Source organism: Staphylococcus sp. HMSC063A07 (assembly GCF_001836955.1).
Classification (GTDB): Bacteria; Bacillota; Bacilli; order Staphylococcales; family Staphylococcaceae; genus Staphylococcus; species Staphylococcus lugdunensis.
Genome location: NZ_KV830911.1, coordinates 40,162 through 57,175 on the forward strand (window position 1 = coordinate 40,162; position 17,014 = coordinate 57,175).

At 35.6% G+C, this 17,014-nt stretch carries 15 protein-coding genes; 12 read left to right on the forward strand and 3 right to left on the reverse strand.

The genetic code is table 11. From position 1 onward, the window contains the following. The first annotated feature begins 161 nt into the window (after positions 1-161). The 7 genes from HMPREF2597_RS03000 to HMPREF2597_RS03030 all read left to right on the forward strand — a co-directional run bounded on the left by HMPREF2597_RS03000 (position 162) and on the right by HMPREF2597_RS03030 (position 7,067). Positions 162-383, forward strand: coding sequence for a hypothetical protein (locus HMPREF2597_RS03000; protein WP_002460843.1), 222 nt, complete (start codon positions 162-164; stop codon positions 381-383). Positions 384-895: 512 nt separating this feature from the next. Further along, positions 896-2,497, forward strand: a complete 1,602-nt coding sequence (gene nikA / locus HMPREF2597_RS03005) for a staphylopine-dependent metal ABC transporter substrate-binding lipoprotein (protein ID WP_002479096.1) — start codon at positions 896-898, stop codon at positions 2,495-2,497. Between the two features lie 12 nt (positions 2,498-2,509). Further along, positions 2,510-3,451 (forward strand): nickel/cobalt ABC transporter permease, encoded by a 942-nt coding sequence (gene opp1B / locus HMPREF2597_RS03010; RefSeq protein ID WP_002460841.1) that lies wholly within the window; start codon positions 2,510-2,512, stop codon positions 3,449-3,451. Further along, a complete protein-coding gene (gene opp1C / locus HMPREF2597_RS03015) occupies positions 3,442-4,311 on the forward strand; it encodes a staphylopine uptake ABC transporter permease subunit CntC (RefSeq protein ID WP_002460840.1) in 870 nt (289 codons plus the stop codon). The genes opp1B and opp1C overlap by 10 nt, the downstream gene beginning before the upstream one ends. Continuing rightward, positions 4,308-5,123 (forward strand): staphylopine uptake ABC transporter ATP-binding protein CntD, encoded by an 816-nt coding sequence (locus HMPREF2597_RS03020; protein ID WP_002479095.1) that lies wholly within the window; start codon positions 4,308-4,310, stop codon positions 5,121-5,123. The genes opp1C and HMPREF2597_RS03020 overlap by 4 nt, the downstream gene beginning before the upstream one ends. After that, the gene (locus HMPREF2597_RS03025) at positions 5,116-5,865 is read left to right on the forward strand and encodes an ABC transporter ATP-binding protein (protein ID WP_002479094.1); all 750 of its coding nucleotides are present in this window, start codon (positions 5,116-5,118) and stop codon (positions 5,863-5,865) included. The genes HMPREF2597_RS03020 and HMPREF2597_RS03025 overlap by 8 nt, the downstream gene beginning before the upstream one ends. An 11-nt stretch (positions 5,866-5,876) precedes the next feature. Then, complete coding sequence (locus HMPREF2597_RS03030) at positions 5,877-7,067, forward strand: staphylopine family metallophore export MFS transporter CntE (protein WP_002460837.1); 1,191 nt, start codon at positions 5,877-5,879, stop codon at positions 7,065-7,067. 136 nt (positions 7,068-7,203) lie between these two features. Here HMPREF2597_RS03030 and HMPREF2597_RS03035 read toward each other — a convergent pair whose 3' ends face one another. Further along, positions 7,204-8,517 carry a M30 family zinc metallopeptidase gene (locus tag HMPREF2597_RS03035; RefSeq protein ID WP_070817150.1) on the reverse strand — a complete coding sequence of 438 codons (1,314 nt, stop codon included), beginning with the start codon at positions 8,515-8,517 and terminating at the stop codon, positions 7,204-7,206. Between the two features lie 212 nt (positions 8,518-8,729). Between HMPREF2597_RS03035 and HMPREF2597_RS03040 the strand changes: the two genes are divergently transcribed. Continuing rightward, positions 8,730-9,317 carry a DJ-1/PfpI family protein gene (locus tag HMPREF2597_RS03040; RefSeq protein ID WP_002460835.1) on the forward strand — a complete coding sequence of 196 codons (588 nt, stop codon included), beginning with the start codon at positions 8,730-8,732 and terminating at the stop codon, positions 9,315-9,317. Between the two features lie 201 nt (positions 9,318-9,518). Next, entirely contained in the window at positions 9,519-11,150 is a 1,632-nt protein-coding gene (locus tag HMPREF2597_RS03045; protein WP_002460834.1) for an APC family permease, read from the forward strand. A 146-nt stretch (positions 11,151-11,296) separates the two neighbouring features. Here HMPREF2597_RS03045 and HMPREF2597_RS03050 read toward each other — a convergent pair whose 3' ends face one another. Then, entirely contained in the window at positions 11,297-11,776 is a 480-nt protein-coding gene (locus tag HMPREF2597_RS03050) for a peptide-methionine (S)-S-oxide reductase (RefSeq protein ID WP_002479092.1), read from the reverse strand. A gap of 194 nt (positions 11,777-11,970) precedes the next feature. Here HMPREF2597_RS03050 and HMPREF2597_RS03055 point away from each other — a divergent pair, with 194 nt between their 5' ends. Together HMPREF2597_RS03055 and HMPREF2597_RS03060 are read left to right on the forward strand one after the other, a co-directional pair. Beyond that, positions 11,971-12,651: a type 1 glutamine amidotransferase gene (locus HMPREF2597_RS03055; protein ID WP_002479091.1), complete on the forward strand. Its 681-nt coding sequence runs from the start codon at positions 11,971-11,973 to the stop codon at positions 12,649-12,651. Further along, positions 12,632-13,600: an alpha/beta hydrolase gene (locus HMPREF2597_RS03060; protein WP_002479090.1), complete on the forward strand. Its 969-nt coding sequence runs from the start codon at positions 12,632-12,634 to the stop codon at positions 13,598-13,600. The genes HMPREF2597_RS03055 and HMPREF2597_RS03060 overlap by 20 nt, the downstream gene beginning before the upstream one ends. A gap of 137 nt (positions 13,601-13,737) precedes the next feature. Here HMPREF2597_RS03060 and HMPREF2597_RS03065 read toward each other — a convergent pair whose 3' ends face one another. After that, the gene (locus HMPREF2597_RS03065) at positions 13,738-14,337 is read right to left on the reverse strand and encodes a hypothetical protein (RefSeq protein WP_002460829.1); all 600 of its coding nucleotides are present in this window, start codon (positions 14,335-14,337) and stop codon (positions 13,738-13,740) included. A 462-nt stretch (positions 14,338-14,799) separates the two neighbouring features. Between HMPREF2597_RS03065 and ptsG the strand changes: the two genes are divergently transcribed. Further along, the gene (ptsG, locus tag HMPREF2597_RS03070; protein WP_248285458.1) at positions 14,800-16,791 is read left to right on the forward strand and encodes a glucose-specific PTS transporter subunit IIBC; all 1,992 of its coding nucleotides are present in this window, start codon (positions 14,800-14,802) and stop codon (positions 16,789-16,791) included. Positions 16,792-17,014 lie beyond the last annotated feature (223 nt).

Genomic DNA, 17,014 nt, shown 5'->3' on the forward strand with positions numbered 1-17,014 from the left:
AGATATACCATGCGTACCTGTGTAGCAGCCTTATTACTGTTACATAGGTATTTTAACAAATAGAAACTAAAATATTTTGTGATTGATGTCCCAAGCTTTTTTAAAATTTCATGATAAGTTTTAAAATATGAGGGGTATATATACAAAAGGGGGGCGGTACTATGAAATTTTATAGATTAGACTATCAACATCATAAAGATATAGTTGATGAAAATATTTTAACGGTCTTTGTTGTGGCGCAAAATAAAGGGGAAGTAGAACAGCTTGCCAAAAAGTTGCGCTATGCTGTGGAAAATATTACGAAACTAACGGAAAAAGAATTTAAGAAAGAGAAAGAAACGAATGAACATTTTAGATTAGAGTATGCTGAGAACTATTTATAATGGATATAATCTGTCATAGATATCGTTAACATGACACATCTATCAAAATGATACTGACTGTGAACTTAACTAAGTTCGCAGTCTTTTTTTCTAATTTAGGTTTCTATATGGCTTAACTGCAATAAATAATATAGCAATGGGTAAGACTTCGGGTTGTCTACCTTGATGCTGCATGCATATTTTGTATAGTCAAATTGAAATCTATATAACGAGTATTATCACTTTTAGTAAGCATAATAGCATAAAACTAAATTTATTAAAGAATGCTTATCTAAAAGGGACAAAATGAAAAGCGATAGTTATATTTTTAGAAATATCTACCTACAAGATTGAACCATGTGAAATCTGACTACCTCTATCGGCCCTAAAGGAATTAAAACAATAAAATATTAAATTATTTTAATAATGATTGACAAGTGCATAGAAAATATTAATAATTGTTAATAAGAATCATTTCGTTTTAAAAGATTAGGAATGAAATAATCATTTTCAACATAGAAAGAGGCAAAGAAATGAATAAACTTAGTAAAATAACAGTCACGTTGCTTGCATCTGGGATGATTTTGGCGGGGTGCAGTGATAACAAAGCTTTAGAGAATAAGAAATCAGAGAAGACGTTGAGTTATACAACGGTTAAAGATATTGGGGATATGAACCCACATGTATATGGTGGTTCTATGTCGGCAGAAAGTATGTTGTATGAGCCGTTAGTACGTAACACGAAAGATGGTATCAAGCCATTATTGGCAAAGAAATGGGATATATCTGCTGATGGTAAGACCTACACTTTCCATTTGCGTGATGATGTTAAGTTTCATGATGGTACAAAATTTGATGCTGAAGCGGTAAAGAAAAATATAGATGCTGTACAGCAAAATAAGAAATTACATGCCTGGCTAAAATTATCAACATTGATTGATGATGTGAAAGTTAAAGATACATATACGGTTCAACTTCATTTAAAAGAAGCATATCAACCTGCGTTAGCTGAGCTTGCGATGCCAAGACCATATGTGTTTGTATCACCGAAAGATTTTAAAAATGGTACAACAAAAGATGGTGTGAAAGCCTTTGATGGTACCGGACCTTTTAAAATGGGCAAACATAAAAAAGATGAGCAGGCTAACTTCAATAAAAATAATGACTATTGGGGCACTAAGCCAAAATTAAATCAAGTACAGGCTAAAGTGATGCCTGCTGGGGAGACGGCATTCTTATCAATGAAAAAAGGTGAAACTAACTTTGCATTCACCGACGATCGAGGTACAGATAGTTTAGACAAAGATTCACTAAAACAGCTTAAAGATACCGGAAATTATCAAGTGAAACGCAGCCAAGCAATGAACACAAAAATGCTAGTTGTTAATTCAGGTAGTAAAGATAGTGCTGTAAAAGATAAAACGGTACGTCAAGCGCTAGGTCACTTAGTAAATAGAAATAAGATTGCGACAGATATTTTAGATAAACAAGAAAAGCCAGCCACACAATTGTTTGCAAAAAATGTCACTGACATTAACTTTAATATACCTACACGTCAATTTGATACGCATAAAGCACAACAATTATTAGATAAAGCGGGTTGGAAAGCATCGTCTAAAGAGGGTAGTATTCGTGAAAAAGAGGGTAAGGCACTTGAACTAGCCTTGTACTATGACAAAGGTTCATCAAGTCAAAAGGAACAAGCAGAATTTTTACAAGCAGAATTTAAAAAGGTGGGTATTAAGCTAAATATTAATGGTGAAACGTCTGATAAAGTTGCGGAACGCCGAACTTCAGGTGACTATGATTTAATGTTTAACCAAACATGGGGCTTATTATATGACCCGCAAAGTACAATTGCTGCATTTAAAGCGAAAAATGGTTATGAAAGTGCGACATCAGGTATTGCGCACAAAGATGCATTATATCGTGATATAGACGCTGCATTTAAGATGCAAAATGATAAACAGCGTTCTGCTAAATATCAACACATTTTGAAACAAATGGATGATGAAGGCATTTTCATTCCAATTTCTCACGGAAGAATGACTGTCGTCGCACCAAAAGATTTAGAAAAGGTTTCATTTACCCAATCACAATATGAATTACCATTTAACGAGATGCAATATAAATAAAGGAGCGTCATTATGGTCAAATTTATTATAAAACGTATAGCGTTGATGGTTCCTTTGATGCTTGTTGTGAGTTTTTTAACGTTTCTACTGACCTATTTGACTGATGAAAACCCAGCTGTCACGATTTTACATGCGCAAGGCGTACCTCATGTCACACCACAACTTATTGCTGAAACGAAAGCGAAATATGGCTTAGATCAGCCATTGCTTATTCAGTATAAAAATTGGCTAATACAGGCGCTGCAATTAAATTTTGGCACAAGTTACATTACTGGTGATCCCGTTGCAAGTAGAATCACGCCAGCGTTTATCAATACATTGAAATTAACATTAATATCTAGTGTTATGGTTATCATGACATCTATTATCTTTGGTGTGATTAGTGCTTTGACACGAGGCACACTGATTGATCGTAGCATACGTTCGATGGCCTTTGTACTTACGGCATTACCGTCATATTGGATTGCCTCAATATTCGTTATTTATATCTCGGTTAAACTAAATCTATTGCCGACGTCAGGGTTAACAGGCCCAGAAAGTTATGTCTTACCTGTATTAGTGATTACAATTGCCTATGCTGGTATCTATTTTAGAAATGTACGTCGCTCGATGATTGAACAACTAAATGAGGATTATGTGCTGTACTTAAGGGCATGTGGAATATCTACAAAGAAACTAATTTGTCACGTATTACGCAATGCGTTACAAGTAGCTGTATCTATATTTTGTATGTCTATTCCAATGATTATGGGTGGACTGGTTGTAATTGAATATATCTTTGCTTGGCCTGGATTGGGACAACTTAGTTTAAAAGCTATATTGGAACATGATTTTCCAATCATTCAAGCTTATGTGTTAATTGTCGCGATTTTATTTATTGTCTTTAACACGTTAGCAGATATTATCAATGCCTTATTGAATCCAAGGTTAAGGGAGGATATATCATGCTCGTAATGAAGCGTTTGTTACATGATAAAGGTGCCGTTTTAGCCTTAGTCATTATTTTGGGATATGTGTTGTTAGGCGTATTAGCTCCTTTAGTGACTTGGTATGATCCCAACCACATTGATACAGCGCATAAATATGCCAGTATCAGTTGGCAACATCTACTGGGTACGGATCATTTAGGACGTGATATTTTAACACGTTTGATTTATGCAATTAGACCAAGCTTGTTGTATGTTTTTGTGGCACTGATTTGTTCTGTTGTTATTGGTGCTGTGCTTGGATTTATTGCTGGCTATTTCCGAGGATATATCGATGCGCTTATCATGCGCTTATGCGATGTTATGCTGGCATTTCCAAGCTATGTTGTAACATTAGCGCTTATTGCTATGTTTGGCATGGGTACAGAAAATATTATTCTGGCATTTATTTTGACACGTTGGGCATGGTTTTGCCGGGTTATTCGAACGAGTGTGATGCAATACACGACTGCGCATCATGTACAATTTGCGAAAACAATTGGTATGAGTCATTTTAAGATTATTCATAAGCATATTATGCCTTTGACTTTAGCTGATATTGCTATTATATCAAGTAGTTCTATGTGTTCGATGATTTTACAAATATCTGGCTTTTCATTTTTAGGCTTAGGCGTTAAAGCGCCAACTGCTGAGTGGGGAATGATGTTAAATGAGGCTCGAAAAGTGATGTTTACACATCCAGAAATGATGTTTGCGCCAGCAATAGCGATTGTCATCATTGTAATGGCGTTTAATTTTTTATCGGATGCAATACAACTTGCGATTGATCCAAGGTTATCAATGGTTGAACGACGTCAGGCCGTGAAGAAAGGTGGCATACGCATATGACAAGATTAAATGTTCACCATTTAAACATTATTGATTCATGGACAGGCCAAGCGCTTGTTAGCGACGTCAACTTCAATGTTAACAGCGGTGAAACCTTAGGTATTATAGGTGAGAGTGGTAGTGGCAAATCTATTACTTGTAAAGCGATTGTTGGATTAAATGATGACCGGTTAAAGGTACAAGGTCAGATTAACTTTGAAAGTGTTGATATGTTGAAGCTTCATGACAAACAGCTTAAGCAATATCGAGGTAAAGAGATTGCTATAATCATGCAACAAGGCAGTCGTGCTTTTGATCCATCGTCACCTGTAGGAAAGCAAATGATGGAAACCATGCAGGCACATACGTCATTAGGACGTCAGCAGGTGATAGATATTCTTGTAGAACGTATGTTGTATATGAAATTACAAAATCCGAAGCAAGTATTGTCGATGTATCCACATATGTTGTCTGGCGGTATGTTACAACGTTTGATGATTGCTTTAGCGTTATCATTGCAACCGAAGTTGATTATTGCTGATGAACCTACAACCGCACTTGATACCATCACACAATATGAAGTATTAGAAGCGTTTAATGATATGAAGCAACAAATGGGCTGTGCAATGATTTTTATTTCACATGATTTGACAGTAGTTAATCACGTAGCTGACCATGTTGCTGTCATGCGAGCAGGCCGATTGGTTGAGCAAGGTACTAGAGAAGCAGTGCTCTATCATCCTCAGCATGCATATACGTCCTACCTTTTAGCTACTAAAAAGAAAATCAGCGACCACTTTCAACGCGTCATGAGAGGTGAATGCAATGCTTAAAATTTCAAATGTTGAAAAATCTTATCGAACGGCGCATGGTTTTCGACATCGACAAGTATCTATTGTGAAAGGCGTCTCGTTTAACTGCCCATTAAACAGTTCAATTGCAATTATTGGTGAAAGTGGCAGTGGCAAGTCAACACTTAGTAGGATGATTTTAGGACTTGAAAAGCCAGACAATGGTTCGGTGACATTAGAACAACAGCCCATATATAAAAGAAAAGTAAGACGTCATCATATTGCAGCCGTATTTCAAGATTACAGTTCGTCTTTACATCCTTTTCAAACAGTCAGAGACATTATGTTTGAAGTGATGTGTCAATGTGGCAAACCCTCTAAAGCAGAGATGGAGGAGTGCGCATGTGAATGCTTAATTGAAGTTGGCTTGTCGTCTGATTATATGGATCGATATCCTCATATGTTGTCAGGGGGAGAAGCACAACGTGTAGCCATTGCTCGTGCAATCAGTATTAATCCGCAATACATTTTATTTGATGAAGCGATTAGTTCGTTGGATATGTCAATTCAAACACAAATCTTGGATTTATTACTGACATTACGTTCAACGAGACAGTTGAGCTATATTTTTATTACACATGATATACAAGCCGCGACTTATTTGTGTGATGAACTCATTATTTTTAAAGATGGTGCAATTGAAGCACAGATGCCAACGACAGCATTACATTGTAGTGAGAATGCTTATACCAATGCGCTCATTAATAAACAATTGTCATTTTAAGGAGGAAAAGCATGAAAGGCGCATTATCAGGGCCATTTTTAAGATTATATTTACTCACGTTATTATTTTTTAGTGCTAATGCAATTTTAAATGTCTTTATTCCACTGCGTGGTCATGACTTAGGTGCAACGAATACAGTTATTGGAGTAGTGATGGGCGCTTATATGCTTACTGCCATGTTGCTACGACCTTGGGCAGGACAAATGATTGCTCGTGTAGGTCCCATAAAAGTGTTGCGCATTATTTTAATTATCAATGCATTGGCACTGATTTTATATGGTTTTACTGGACTTGAAGGCTATTTTATTGCCCGGGTTATGCAGGGGATATGTACGGCTTTCTTTTCAATGTCCTTACAGCTTGGTATTATTGATGCCTTACCGGAAAAACACCGTGCTGAAGGCGTATCGTTATATTCTCTCTTTTCGATGATTCCTAACTTAATTGGACCGTTAATTGCGGTGGGTATTTGGCAGATACATCATATGTCTGCTTTTGCAGTAATCATGGTAATGATTGCATTATCAACCACGATATTTGGCTATCGTGTGACGTTTGGAGAGCAAGAGCCAGATACGAGTAGCAAGATTGATGCTTTACCGTATAATGCAGTGACTGTGTTTGGACAATTATTTAAAAATAAAGCACTATGTCAAAGTGGTTGTATCATGATTTTAACGTCCATCGTCTTTGGAGCTGTAAATACATTTATTCCTCTTTATGCGGTGCGTGATAGCTTTGTACATGCAGGACTTTTCTTAACAATTCAAGCGATAGCGGTTGTATTGTCACGCTTTTATTTACGCAAATACATACCATCTGATGGACAGTGGCATTCAGTTTTTATGCTACGTGTGTTATCATTACTCGTTATTTCAGCCGTTGTGATAGCGTTTGGCCCACAGCTTCCACAAATGATTGTCTATATTGGTGCTGTCTGTATTGGTATTACTCAAGCACTCGTTTATCCAACACTGACATCTTATTTAAGTTTTGTCTTACCAAAAGTTGAGCGTAATATGTTGTTAGGTCTATTTATTGCTTGTGCAGACCTAGGTATTTCACTAGGTGGTGTACTGATGGGACCAATATCAGATTGGCTAGGATTTAAATTCATGTATTTACTATGTGCGAGCTTTGTTGTCATTGCTATGGTGTCCAGTGTCAGTAATTGGAATCAGCAACAATGTCATAAGCGATAGTGTTCGAAATTTAAACAATCACTCATGCCTTGAATCATAGGATTGTTTAAACATATAGAGGCTACACAGTTGCCATCATACAAACGCAACTGTGTAGCCTTTTTAAATCGTTAGCTAATGAACTTCTGACAAGTGATTAATTGACTTTATTGTATGAGATATCTTCGTCTTTGTCATTAGGTACGTTGAAGTCTTGATTTGTTTGGAATAACACAGATCCTTGAGGTGCTAATGTCTCTGGAATTTGAGAAATTGGTTGTGGATGAACGTTATTGAAGTCTGCATCTCCTTTGAAACCATACGGTCCACTATTTTCTTTTTTCACAAGGGCGATTCTAAAGTTAGTCATGAATTTACTAAGTGATAAATTAGGGTCTACATGTTCATGAATTGCATTTTGAAGTGCAGTATTCGTATCACCTGGATCATTAATGAGTTCTTTAAAGACTTGTTCACCATTGTCACTTTGTTTTTTCAGATATTCAATAAAGAGGTAAGATAATGAGTAGTTTGATAATGTATCACCTTGTTCGTCCCAACGGATTAATGAATGACTATAGGCGATGGATTTTGAATTATTATAATAATCGATACGTGAATTCAATGGTGCATTCAAGTACATTTGTTCACTAGCCATTGATAATGCTTCGTTTAACCATGGATCCATTTCTTCTTGACTTTGTTCTTTAAATAGATTTTCGTTGGCATTGACCATATGTTGATATTCATGCGCTAATGTGGAATAGATTTGTGATTCATTCAAATGTTGACGATCTGTTCCCATTGATGGATACGTATCCATATAGAAGATTTCGCTGTGGTTTGATCCTCGGACATTGTATAAATCTCTTGGATGGAAATAACCACCAATATACGTTCCTGTTTGGTCATAGTTATCTTTAATATCATATACAAGGATATTTACTTTACCATTATTGTCAACATCAGAGGGTTCACCAAAGTTGTTTTCGATAAGTGGGTCGATACGTTCATCAAATTCTCTACCAATGTTTTGCGCTTGTTTATCAGTAATGTATTGATCAGCAACCCACACTTGGGCTTTTTTACCATCGTATTTTAATGTAGCAGTGGTTTGTTCATCTTGATTAGTTCTATTATCAATTGTTGTAAAGGTACGCTGATCATTTAGGCTATATTGTTTGCCGCCATTTTGACTGCGGTTTTCACTCTTTCGAATCGGTTGTTTATTCTTTGGTGCCTTAAATAATTTATCTTCTTTGAAGGCTTCGCGATTTTGTGGTCCCATTTGCTTCACGGTTTGCTGTTTAAGTGCAGCACGGTTATAGCTGCCTGTATAAGCTTGGCGGCCATCTTTATCTATATTTTCATTGTTAACGACGTAGGATGCGGCTTGTGCGCATTGTGAAATCGGTAAGGCAATAGTAATGGTTGTGCTAAGGGCGATTAATAATTTATGTGAAATGTTCATAGCAGACTCTCCTTTTTTTAAAAATTTAGATTTATTTGAAATCTATATACTATTCTATGGACTAGCAGTAAAATTTTGGTTTTTAGCTCTTAACTGTTCAAATATTTGCCTAACTGTATAAAATAAAACTTTTCATATATAATGAAAAATATGACTAAGTTATACAAATTATATTTTTAAATATTGATTGCAAGCATAGAGGAGATGAAAATATGAAAAAAGCAATTTTTTTGTTATTGGATGAATATGCAGATTGGGAAGGCAGTTATTTAGCATCAGCTTTAAATCAAAGTGATACGTGGGAAGTGATGACAGCATCTATCCAAGATGAAGTGCGTTCGATGGGTGGTTTAACAACCCTTATTGATGTTCAGCTTGAAGCGGTAAATGCGTATGACTTATTGGTATTGATTGGTGGTAAAAGTTGGCATATCGACAATCAGATTTTAAATCATTTTGTTCAACAGGCATTTGAACAACACAAACCTATTGCTGCCATTTGTGGTGCTGTAGATTATTTAGCACGGCAAGGACATTTGAATACGTATCGACATACCGGCAATGCGGTACAGTTATTAGACCAATACGAAAATTATCAGCCAACTTATCCATTTATTGCCACGCAGGTGGTGCGTGACAAACATTTAGTTACGGCAAATGGTACAGCGGCCATTCCTTTTACAGCGGCTGTACAACAGTTGATTGACTTTGATTCAAATGACAATATAGAACGACAGGCCTATATGAATCAATTTGGATTTTATGATTATTGTGAGCGTTATGGTAATCCATATTTATAAAATATAAATTTAAAAATGATAAACATTTGTTCAACTTGAAACGAACGCTGTAATATAGTCTGTTTATTTGATTTTTCAAAATAATAATAATGCTATATTAAACATTTATATGAATAATTGAGTTTGACTATTATTTTGAGTAGCGTATAATGGTTACGTGTTTATTAAAAAATGAAACATAACAATAATTAAGGAGTTATTATGGGTAATGAAAATAAAAGCAATAAGATAAGTTTGGCACAACTTGTGCTATTAGGACTTGGTTCACTCATTGGTTCGGGTTGGCTATTTGGAGCGTGGGAAGCTTCATCTATCGCAGGACCAGCAGCAATTATTTCATGGGTGATTGGATTTATCGTCATTGGAACTATTTCATATAACTATATTGAAATCGGCACTATGTTTCCACAATCAGGTGGAATGAGTAACTATGCACAATATACGCATGGTTCGTTGCTAGGCTTTATTGCAGCTTGGGCGAACTGGGTATCATTGGTTACCATTATTCCTATTGAAGCTGTGTCGGCTGTACAATACATTAGTTCATGGCCTTGGGATTGGGCTAAATTTACATCGGTATTAATGGAAGATGGCTCAATTAGTACAAGTGGGTTATTTGCAGTTTATATCATCATCATCATTTTTTCACTGTTAAATTATTGGTCGGTTAAAATTTTAACGTCATTTACAAGTTTGATTTCAGTGTTTAAATTGGGTGTGCCATTATTAACAGTTATTATGTTAATGCTGTCTGGCTTTGACACAGGAAATTATGGTCATTCTGTAAGTACGTTTATGCCTTATGGTAGTGCACCAATTTTTGCGGCAACGACAACATCAGGAATTATCTTTTCATTTAACGCATTCCAAACAATCATTAATATGGGGTCTGAAATTCGCAATCCAGAAAAGAATATTGCACGTGGTATCGCAATTTCACTATCATTAAGTGCTGCATTATATATTATTTTACAAAGTACCTTTATTACATCAATGCCTCAATCTACGATTAATGCACATGGTTGGAGTGGTATTAACTTCAACTCTCCATTTGCTGATTTGGCGATTTTATTAAACATTAATTGGCTAGCAATTTTACTTTATATTGAAGCCGTTGTTTCGCCATTTGGTACTGGTGTATCATTCGTAGCTGTGACAGGGCGTGTATTACGTGCTATGGAAAAGAATGGGCATATTCCTAAATTTTTAGGAAAAATGAATGAAACATATAATATTCCACGTGTTGCCATTCTTTTTAACGCAATAATTAGCATAATTATGGTAACGTTATTCCGCGATTGGGGAACATTAGCAGCCGTAATTTCAACAGCGACACTTGTGGCATATTTAACTGGTCCAACAACTGTAATCGCCTTACGTAAAATGGCACCAAAAATGACGCGACCATATCGTGCAACATTGCTAAAAGTGATGGCACCATTATCGTTTGTCTTGGCTTCACTAGCAATTTATTGGGCAATGTGGCCTACAACAGCTGAAGTTATCTTTATTATTATTTTAGGTTTACCGATTTATTTCTTCTATGAATATAAAATGAATTGGAGAAATACGAAGAAACAAATTGGTGGTAGCTTATGGATTATCGTGTATCTTATTGTATTGGCAATTCTGTCATTTATTGGAAGTAAAGAATTTAAAGGTATCAATTTGATTCACTATCCATATGACTTTATCGTGATTATCGTAGTTGCATTGATCTTTTACAGCATCGGAGCAACAAGCTATTTTGAAAGTATTTACTTTAGACATGCGAAGAAAATAAATACTAAGATGGCAAGAGACCTAAAAGATAATGAACTAAATAACAAGTAAAAAAATTAGGTTTTAAATTAATACAGTCTGAGACATAAATCTCAGAAAAATAACACTCAGATGAATTGAATTTCAACTCATCTGAGTGCTTCTTTGTATTTGTCCAAGAACTTTATGTCCAGACCTTTTATCTATTTCAATACTTATTAGGCATTGTCTTTATATTTATAAACTAAGCTTTTTGGTAAATGGCAGTAGTCATCAGGATAGCGTTCTAATCTATTTTGATGCATATCGGCACTTTTAATATAATTGGTCAGCGGTAAGACTTCCGTTGCAATAAGATGATGGTCTTCAATAGCATCGATAAAGGCTTGAGCTTCTTTTAAATGTTCAGGGTTTTCACTATAGAATCCAGTTCTATATTTTAACCCGATGTCTTGACCTTGTTGATGAAGACTATAAGGATCGATAATTTCAAAGAGATAGCCCATCAAATCTGTAACGGACACGACGTTTGGATAAAATTCCGTTTTGACAGCTTCCACGTAACCGTCGTACTCACCATCTAGAGATTTTGTAATGCCATTTGCGCGACCACTTGTCGTATTGATAACCCCTGGGAGTGTTCGAATAAATGCTTCAACGCCATATAAACAACCACCTGCTAAGTATACTGTTTCCATAAACAACCTCCTATAATTGAAAATCATTATCAATTAGAATTATAGTAAAATTGTAGTGATAATTCAATGTATACAACCAGTTTCTGTCAATGCAGTCCGCAAAGTACATATAATAAAAATGGTATACTTGAATATGAAATGAGTCGCATTCGCAATGATGCGATTATATACTCAAATGATAAGAAGGAACGCCAATGAAGATTTATATATTACAACATGTCCCATTTGAGACCCCTGGGAGTTTAGCTTATTTAGATGCGCATATTATTAAATTATATGAAACGCCAGTCCGTATACCCGATGCTCAGCAAGTTGATGTGCTTATTATTTTAGGAGGGCCAATGAGTGTGAATGACGATATTCCTTGGTTAGCAGAAGAAAGAGCGCTTATTATTGCTATGCTTAAGCAACAGAAACCAATGTTAGGGATTTGCTTAGGTGCACAACTCATTGCGCAAGTGCTCGGCGCAACAATTTATAACAATTCAGCAGGTAAGGAAGTAGGATTTTCAAATATTAAAAAAACAACATCTCGTTATAACTTCTTGCCTGAAACGTTAGACGTTTTACACTGGCATGGAGAAACATTTTCATTACCTCCTGGGGCAGAACGACTTTATTGTTCACCTTATTGTGAAAACCAGGCATTTATTTATAAAGATTGTGTGATTGGTTTGCAATTTCATTTAGAAACAACGTCTCAGACATTACAAGATCTTGTTGCAGCTGACTACAAATATATTGAAGGGAATGTACTACAACAAACACGTGACAGTATCTTGCAACACGAAATACCAACTGACAATCAAATCGTCTTAAGCAAGATTATGGATCATCTTATAGGAGGATGTACTTATGGAGAAACATATTCATAAAGATTTATTACCGGCATTTAAGCGCTTGTCGCCAATGATTTTTACTGAAGCGCGATTACCACTCATCAGAGGTATTAATCAAAAGTTAATTCGCCCCTATAAGGATGAATCATTACAGTTTACAGAACATCATATTACATATGCAGATAGTGACGTCTCTATAAGAGTGAAAGTGTATGCGCCTAAAGCACAACAACAGCCTTTGCCTGTCGTGCTATATATTCATGGGGGAGGTACGTTCTTTGGAACGGTAGAAGGTAACGATGCTACATGTGCAAGTTATGTTAAACATGTACCGTGTGTGGTCGTTTCTGTAGATTATCGTTTAGCACCTGAACACCCCTATCCTGCAGCACTAGAAGATTGTTATCTCGCATTACAATGGATTGTTAGCGAACGTGAAACATTAAATATCGATATTGATAGATTAGCTGTAGTTGGTGGCAGTACTGGGGGAGGACTAACGGCAGCTTTAACACTATTAGCCAGAGATAGAAAAGGGCCTAACATTAAATTTCAAATGCCGTTATTTCCAATGATAGATGATACGTGCGCCACACCTTCAAGTCAGGAAGTTTTAGATTCTAAAGTATGGTCTTCGGAATTAAATCAATTTGCTTGGTCGATGTATCTGAAAAATATTAAAGGTGATGTACCTAAATATGCAGCCCCAATACGTGAAACAGACTTCAGCCAACTTCCAGCGACATATACTTCTGTAGGAACGTTGGATCCATATCGAGATGAAACCATCAATTATGTACAAGCGTTGGCTCAAGCGGGTGTACCCGTTGAGTTTCATTTATATCCAGGCTGTTATCATGAATTTGAATCTATCGCGCCAGATGCACCTATTAGTAAACAATCCAAAGCGGCGGCGCTACAAGCTTTAAAACAGGCATTAACAGATGAAGATGCATCTATTAAAGCTAAGAATATTGAGAAATAGCAACATAACAATGCTTTCATACACACACCATTTATAAAATATGACATAAGTGATTGTAGCAGGTTCTTAATAAGTAGAAGAACGGAGCGGGACAAAATTCATTATGAATTCGTAGTCCCGCTCTCTTTATAGTGATATTATTTCTGATAGTATTTATCGTTATTAATCGCATCATTTGGGTCGACTAAGTTATTTAAAGTAGGTTCGTATAAATCATGTTGATATTTCTCGCTTGCAAAATTTTTAATATGTGCGATGAAATCTTCAATACTAATGTCTAGCTTACGTTTTGAAAAAGTAATATTGTTTTTATTAAAATCAGGACTCTCATATTTTTGAGTATAGATTTTGTAAGAAATTTTAAAGTTATTAAACTGATTTTCAACTGGTTCATAGCTGGTTAATAAACGTCTTAGCACTTTATTAGAATTGTCACTGTGATGACTCATCAATAAGATTAAACTTTGTAATTGTTTATCTAAACCTTTGAAATCTGTGTGAATCTCTTGGTAAATCTCTGTTGTATTGTCTTTGTTGAAATTGGAATAATTGAAATCTAAATAATTATTGCGTACTTTTGCGGCTTTATACGCAATAACATCTAATGAACTGACTAAATCATTATGATAATCTTCTCTTTTATCTCGCTCATCTTTTCTAAATTGGAATATTAATGCTATGAATGTCCCAGCTAACGTGAACAAACCACCGATAATGGCTGCAATAAACTCACTCATCAAACAATCCCTCCAACCTATATTAATTTAAAGCTATTATGGCATAACATTTGTTTTATGCAAATTTAATATATAAACAAAATATCAATAGAAACAAGCATTAAAAATGAAATATTACTGATTTATTTGAAACAATGACTACATTGAATTATGTCAAACCAACAACATTTAAATTAAATTTAAAATTTATATTGTTAACGCTTACTTTAACGTGCTAAAATATCTGGGAACAATTCATTCGAATTCAATCAAAAGTAGTCAAATTAGTGCAGATGATAGTGTGATGTTTATGTTTTAGGACCATTAGTGCTTTATATATCTAGCTAGGCCATACATCATGTTCAGTCTGAATAGATTGTTGTTAATCGATAATGAATACTATTTTAATTGGGTTCTTGCTTGGAGGTTAGAAAGGTGAGAAAGAAATTATTCGGTCAATTGCAACGTATAGGTAAAGCATTAATGTTACCAGTTGCTATTTTACCAGCTGCTGGGTTGTTACTCGCACTTGGTACTGCGATGCAGGGTGAATCATTACAGCATTATCTACCATTTATTAAAAATGGTGTGATTCAAAATATTGCCCTAATGATGACAGGGGCAGGTGGGATTATCTTTGATAACTTGCCAATGATTTTTGCTTTAGGTGTAGCTATCGGTTTAGCCGGTGGTGATGGTGTAGCTGCGATTGCGGCATTTGTTGGTTACATCGTCATGAATAAAACGATGGGTGCTATCTTAAATGTTACCCCAAATGAAGTAAAAGATGCTGCCAGTGGTTATGCCAGTGTATTAGGTATTCCTACGTTGCAAACAGGTGTCTTTGGTGGGATTATTATAGGTGGCTTAGCCGCGTGGTGTTATAACAAATTTTACAATATTTCGTTACCATCGTACTTAGGTTTCTTTGCGGGTAAACGTTTCGTGCCAATTATGATGGCAACGACGTCATTTGTTTTAGCGTTTCCAATGGCATATGTATGGCCAATGATTCAATCTGGATTGAATGCATTTAGTGAAGGATTATTGGACTCTAATACAGGTTTGGCCGTATTCTTATTTGGCTTTATTAAGCGATTATTAATACCATTTGGCCTACATCACATTTTCCATGCGCCATTTTGGTTTGAATTTGGTTCTTGGAAAAATGCGGCAGGTCATATAGTACGAGGAGATCAACTAATCTTTATTGATCAAATTCGTGAAGGTGCACATCTGACTGCTGGTAAATTTATGCAAGGTGAATTCCCAGTGATGATGTTTGGTTTGCCGGCAGCAGCGCTAGCGATTTATCATACAGCAAAACCTGAAAATAAAAAGGTTGTTGCAGGTTTGATGGGTTCAGCAGCTTTAACATCATTTTTAACAGGTATCACAGAACCACTAGAATTCTCATTCTTATTTGTGGCACCGTTGCTCTTTGTTATCCATGCACTGTTAGATGGACTATCATTCTTAATTCTATATTTACTTCATTTGCATTTAGGTTATACATTCTCAGGTGGTTTTATTGATTACGTACTCTTAGGGGTATTACCTAATAAAACAGCTTGGTGGCTAGTCATTCCAGTTGGTTTAGTCTATGCAGTTATCTATTATGTTATATTTAGATTCCTCATTAAGAAGTTAAACTTTAAGACACCAGGTCGCGAAGACAAAATGGCTTCAGCTAAACAAACAGCAGCAAGCGAGTTGCCATATGCAGTATTAGAAGCAATGGGTGGTAAGACGAATATTAAACATTTAGATGCATGTATTACCCGATTACGTGTTGAAGTGAATGACAAAGCGAAAGTGGATGTTGCAGGATTAAAAGATTTAGGGGCTTCAGGTGTGTTAGAAGTTGGTAATAATATGCAAGCTATTTTTGGTCCTAAATCAGATCAAATCAAACATGAAATGCAACAAATCATGAATGGTGAAGTTGTCGAACATCCTATGTCAGCTGAAGATGACTCTGACGAAGCGGTAGTTGTAACAGAAACAAAAGCACAAGCGGAGACACATAGTGAAAGTGTCGTTGCGCCATTAGAAGGAAAAGTAGTCGATTTAGCTGATGTTCCGGATCAGGTCTTTAGTGAGAAAATGATGGGAGACGGCATAGCGATTAATCCAGTTAGTGGTGAAGTTCGAGCACCGTTCAATGGTAAGGTTCAAATGATTTTCCCTACGAAGCATGCCATCGGTTTAGTATCTGATCAAGGATTAGAGTTATTAATTCACATTGGTTTAGATACAGTTCAATTAGAAGGACAAGGTTTCACAATGCATGTCGAAGAGGGGCAAACAATTGAACAAGGTCAACAATTAGTAACCTTTGATTTAGACTATCTTGGTGAAAATGCGAAAAGTTTAATTACACCAATTATTGTGACGAAAGGTGACATTACAGATATAGCTGTAAAAGCTGGTAACAGTATCCATTTCGGCGACCACCTTTTTAACATTAAATAAACAGCTTGAAATAAAAGCGGTTTGAACATCATTTATAGAAAAACAGGATTGGATTTAAATTCCAAAATAATAGCACAAAGATGATTTGAAATTAAAAATCGTCTTTGTGCTTCTTTTGTAATCAATACTGTGTAGTTGTATATGAAGTTATACTAAAATGCTTATAAAAAAAATAAGAGATTTTCGTAACATTTAATGAACCTCATTAAACTAAATGAACAAG

What these genes read in the sequence shown, in the direction of transcription:
- HMPREF2597_RS03000 (WP_002460843.1), top strand. Translation starts at nt 162, where the DNA reads ATGAAATTTTATAGATTAGACTATCAACATCATAAAGATATAGTTGAT.
- nikA (WP_002479096.1), top strand. Translation starts at nt 896, where the DNA reads ATGAATAAACTTAGTAAAATAACAGTCACGTTGCTTGCATCTGGGATG.
- opp1B (WP_002460841.1), top strand. Translation starts at nt 2,510, where the DNA reads ATGGTCAAATTTATTATAAAACGTATAGCGTTGATGGTTCCTTTGATG.
- opp1C (WP_002460840.1), top strand. Translation starts at nt 3,442, where the DNA reads ATGCTCGTAATGAAGCGTTTGTTACATGATAAAGGTGCCGTTTTAGCC.
- HMPREF2597_RS03020 (WP_002479095.1), top strand. Translation starts at nt 4,308, where the DNA reads ATGACAAGATTAAATGTTCACCATTTAAACATTATTGATTCATGGACA.
- HMPREF2597_RS03025 (WP_002479094.1), top strand. Translation starts at nt 5,116, where the DNA reads ATGCTTAAAATTTCAAATGTTGAAAAATCTTATCGAACGGCGCATGGT.
- HMPREF2597_RS03030 (WP_002460837.1), top strand. Translation starts at nt 5,877, where the DNA reads ATGAAAGGCGCATTATCAGGGCCATTTTTAAGATTATATTTACTCACG.
- HMPREF2597_RS03035 (WP_070817150.1), bottom strand. Translation starts at nt 8,517, where the DNA reads ATGAACATTTCACATAAATTATTAATCGCCCTTAGCACAACCATTACT.
- HMPREF2597_RS03040 (WP_002460835.1), top strand. Translation starts at nt 8,730, where the DNA reads ATGAAAAAAGCAATTTTTTTGTTATTGGATGAATATGCAGATTGGGAA.
- HMPREF2597_RS03045 (WP_002460834.1), top strand. Translation starts at nt 9,519, where the DNA reads ATGGGTAATGAAAATAAAAGCAATAAGATAAGTTTGGCACAACTTGTG.
- HMPREF2597_RS03050 (WP_002479092.1), bottom strand. Translation starts at nt 11,776, where the DNA reads ATGGAAACAGTATACTTAGCAGGTGGTTGTTTATATGGCGTTGAAGCA.
- HMPREF2597_RS03055 (WP_002479091.1), top strand. Translation starts at nt 11,971, where the DNA reads ATGAAGATTTATATATTACAACATGTCCCATTTGAGACCCCTGGGAGT.
- HMPREF2597_RS03060 (WP_002479090.1), top strand. Translation starts at nt 12,632, where the DNA reads ATGGAGAAACATATTCATAAAGATTTATTACCGGCATTTAAGCGCTTG.
- HMPREF2597_RS03065 (WP_002460829.1), bottom strand. Translation starts at nt 14,337, where the DNA reads ATGAGTGAGTTTATTGCAGCCATTATCGGTGGTTTGTTCACGTTAGCT.
- ptsG (WP_248285458.1), top strand. Translation starts at nt 14,800, where the DNA reads ATGTTACCAGTTGCTATTTTACCAGCTGCTGGGTTGTTACTCGCACTT.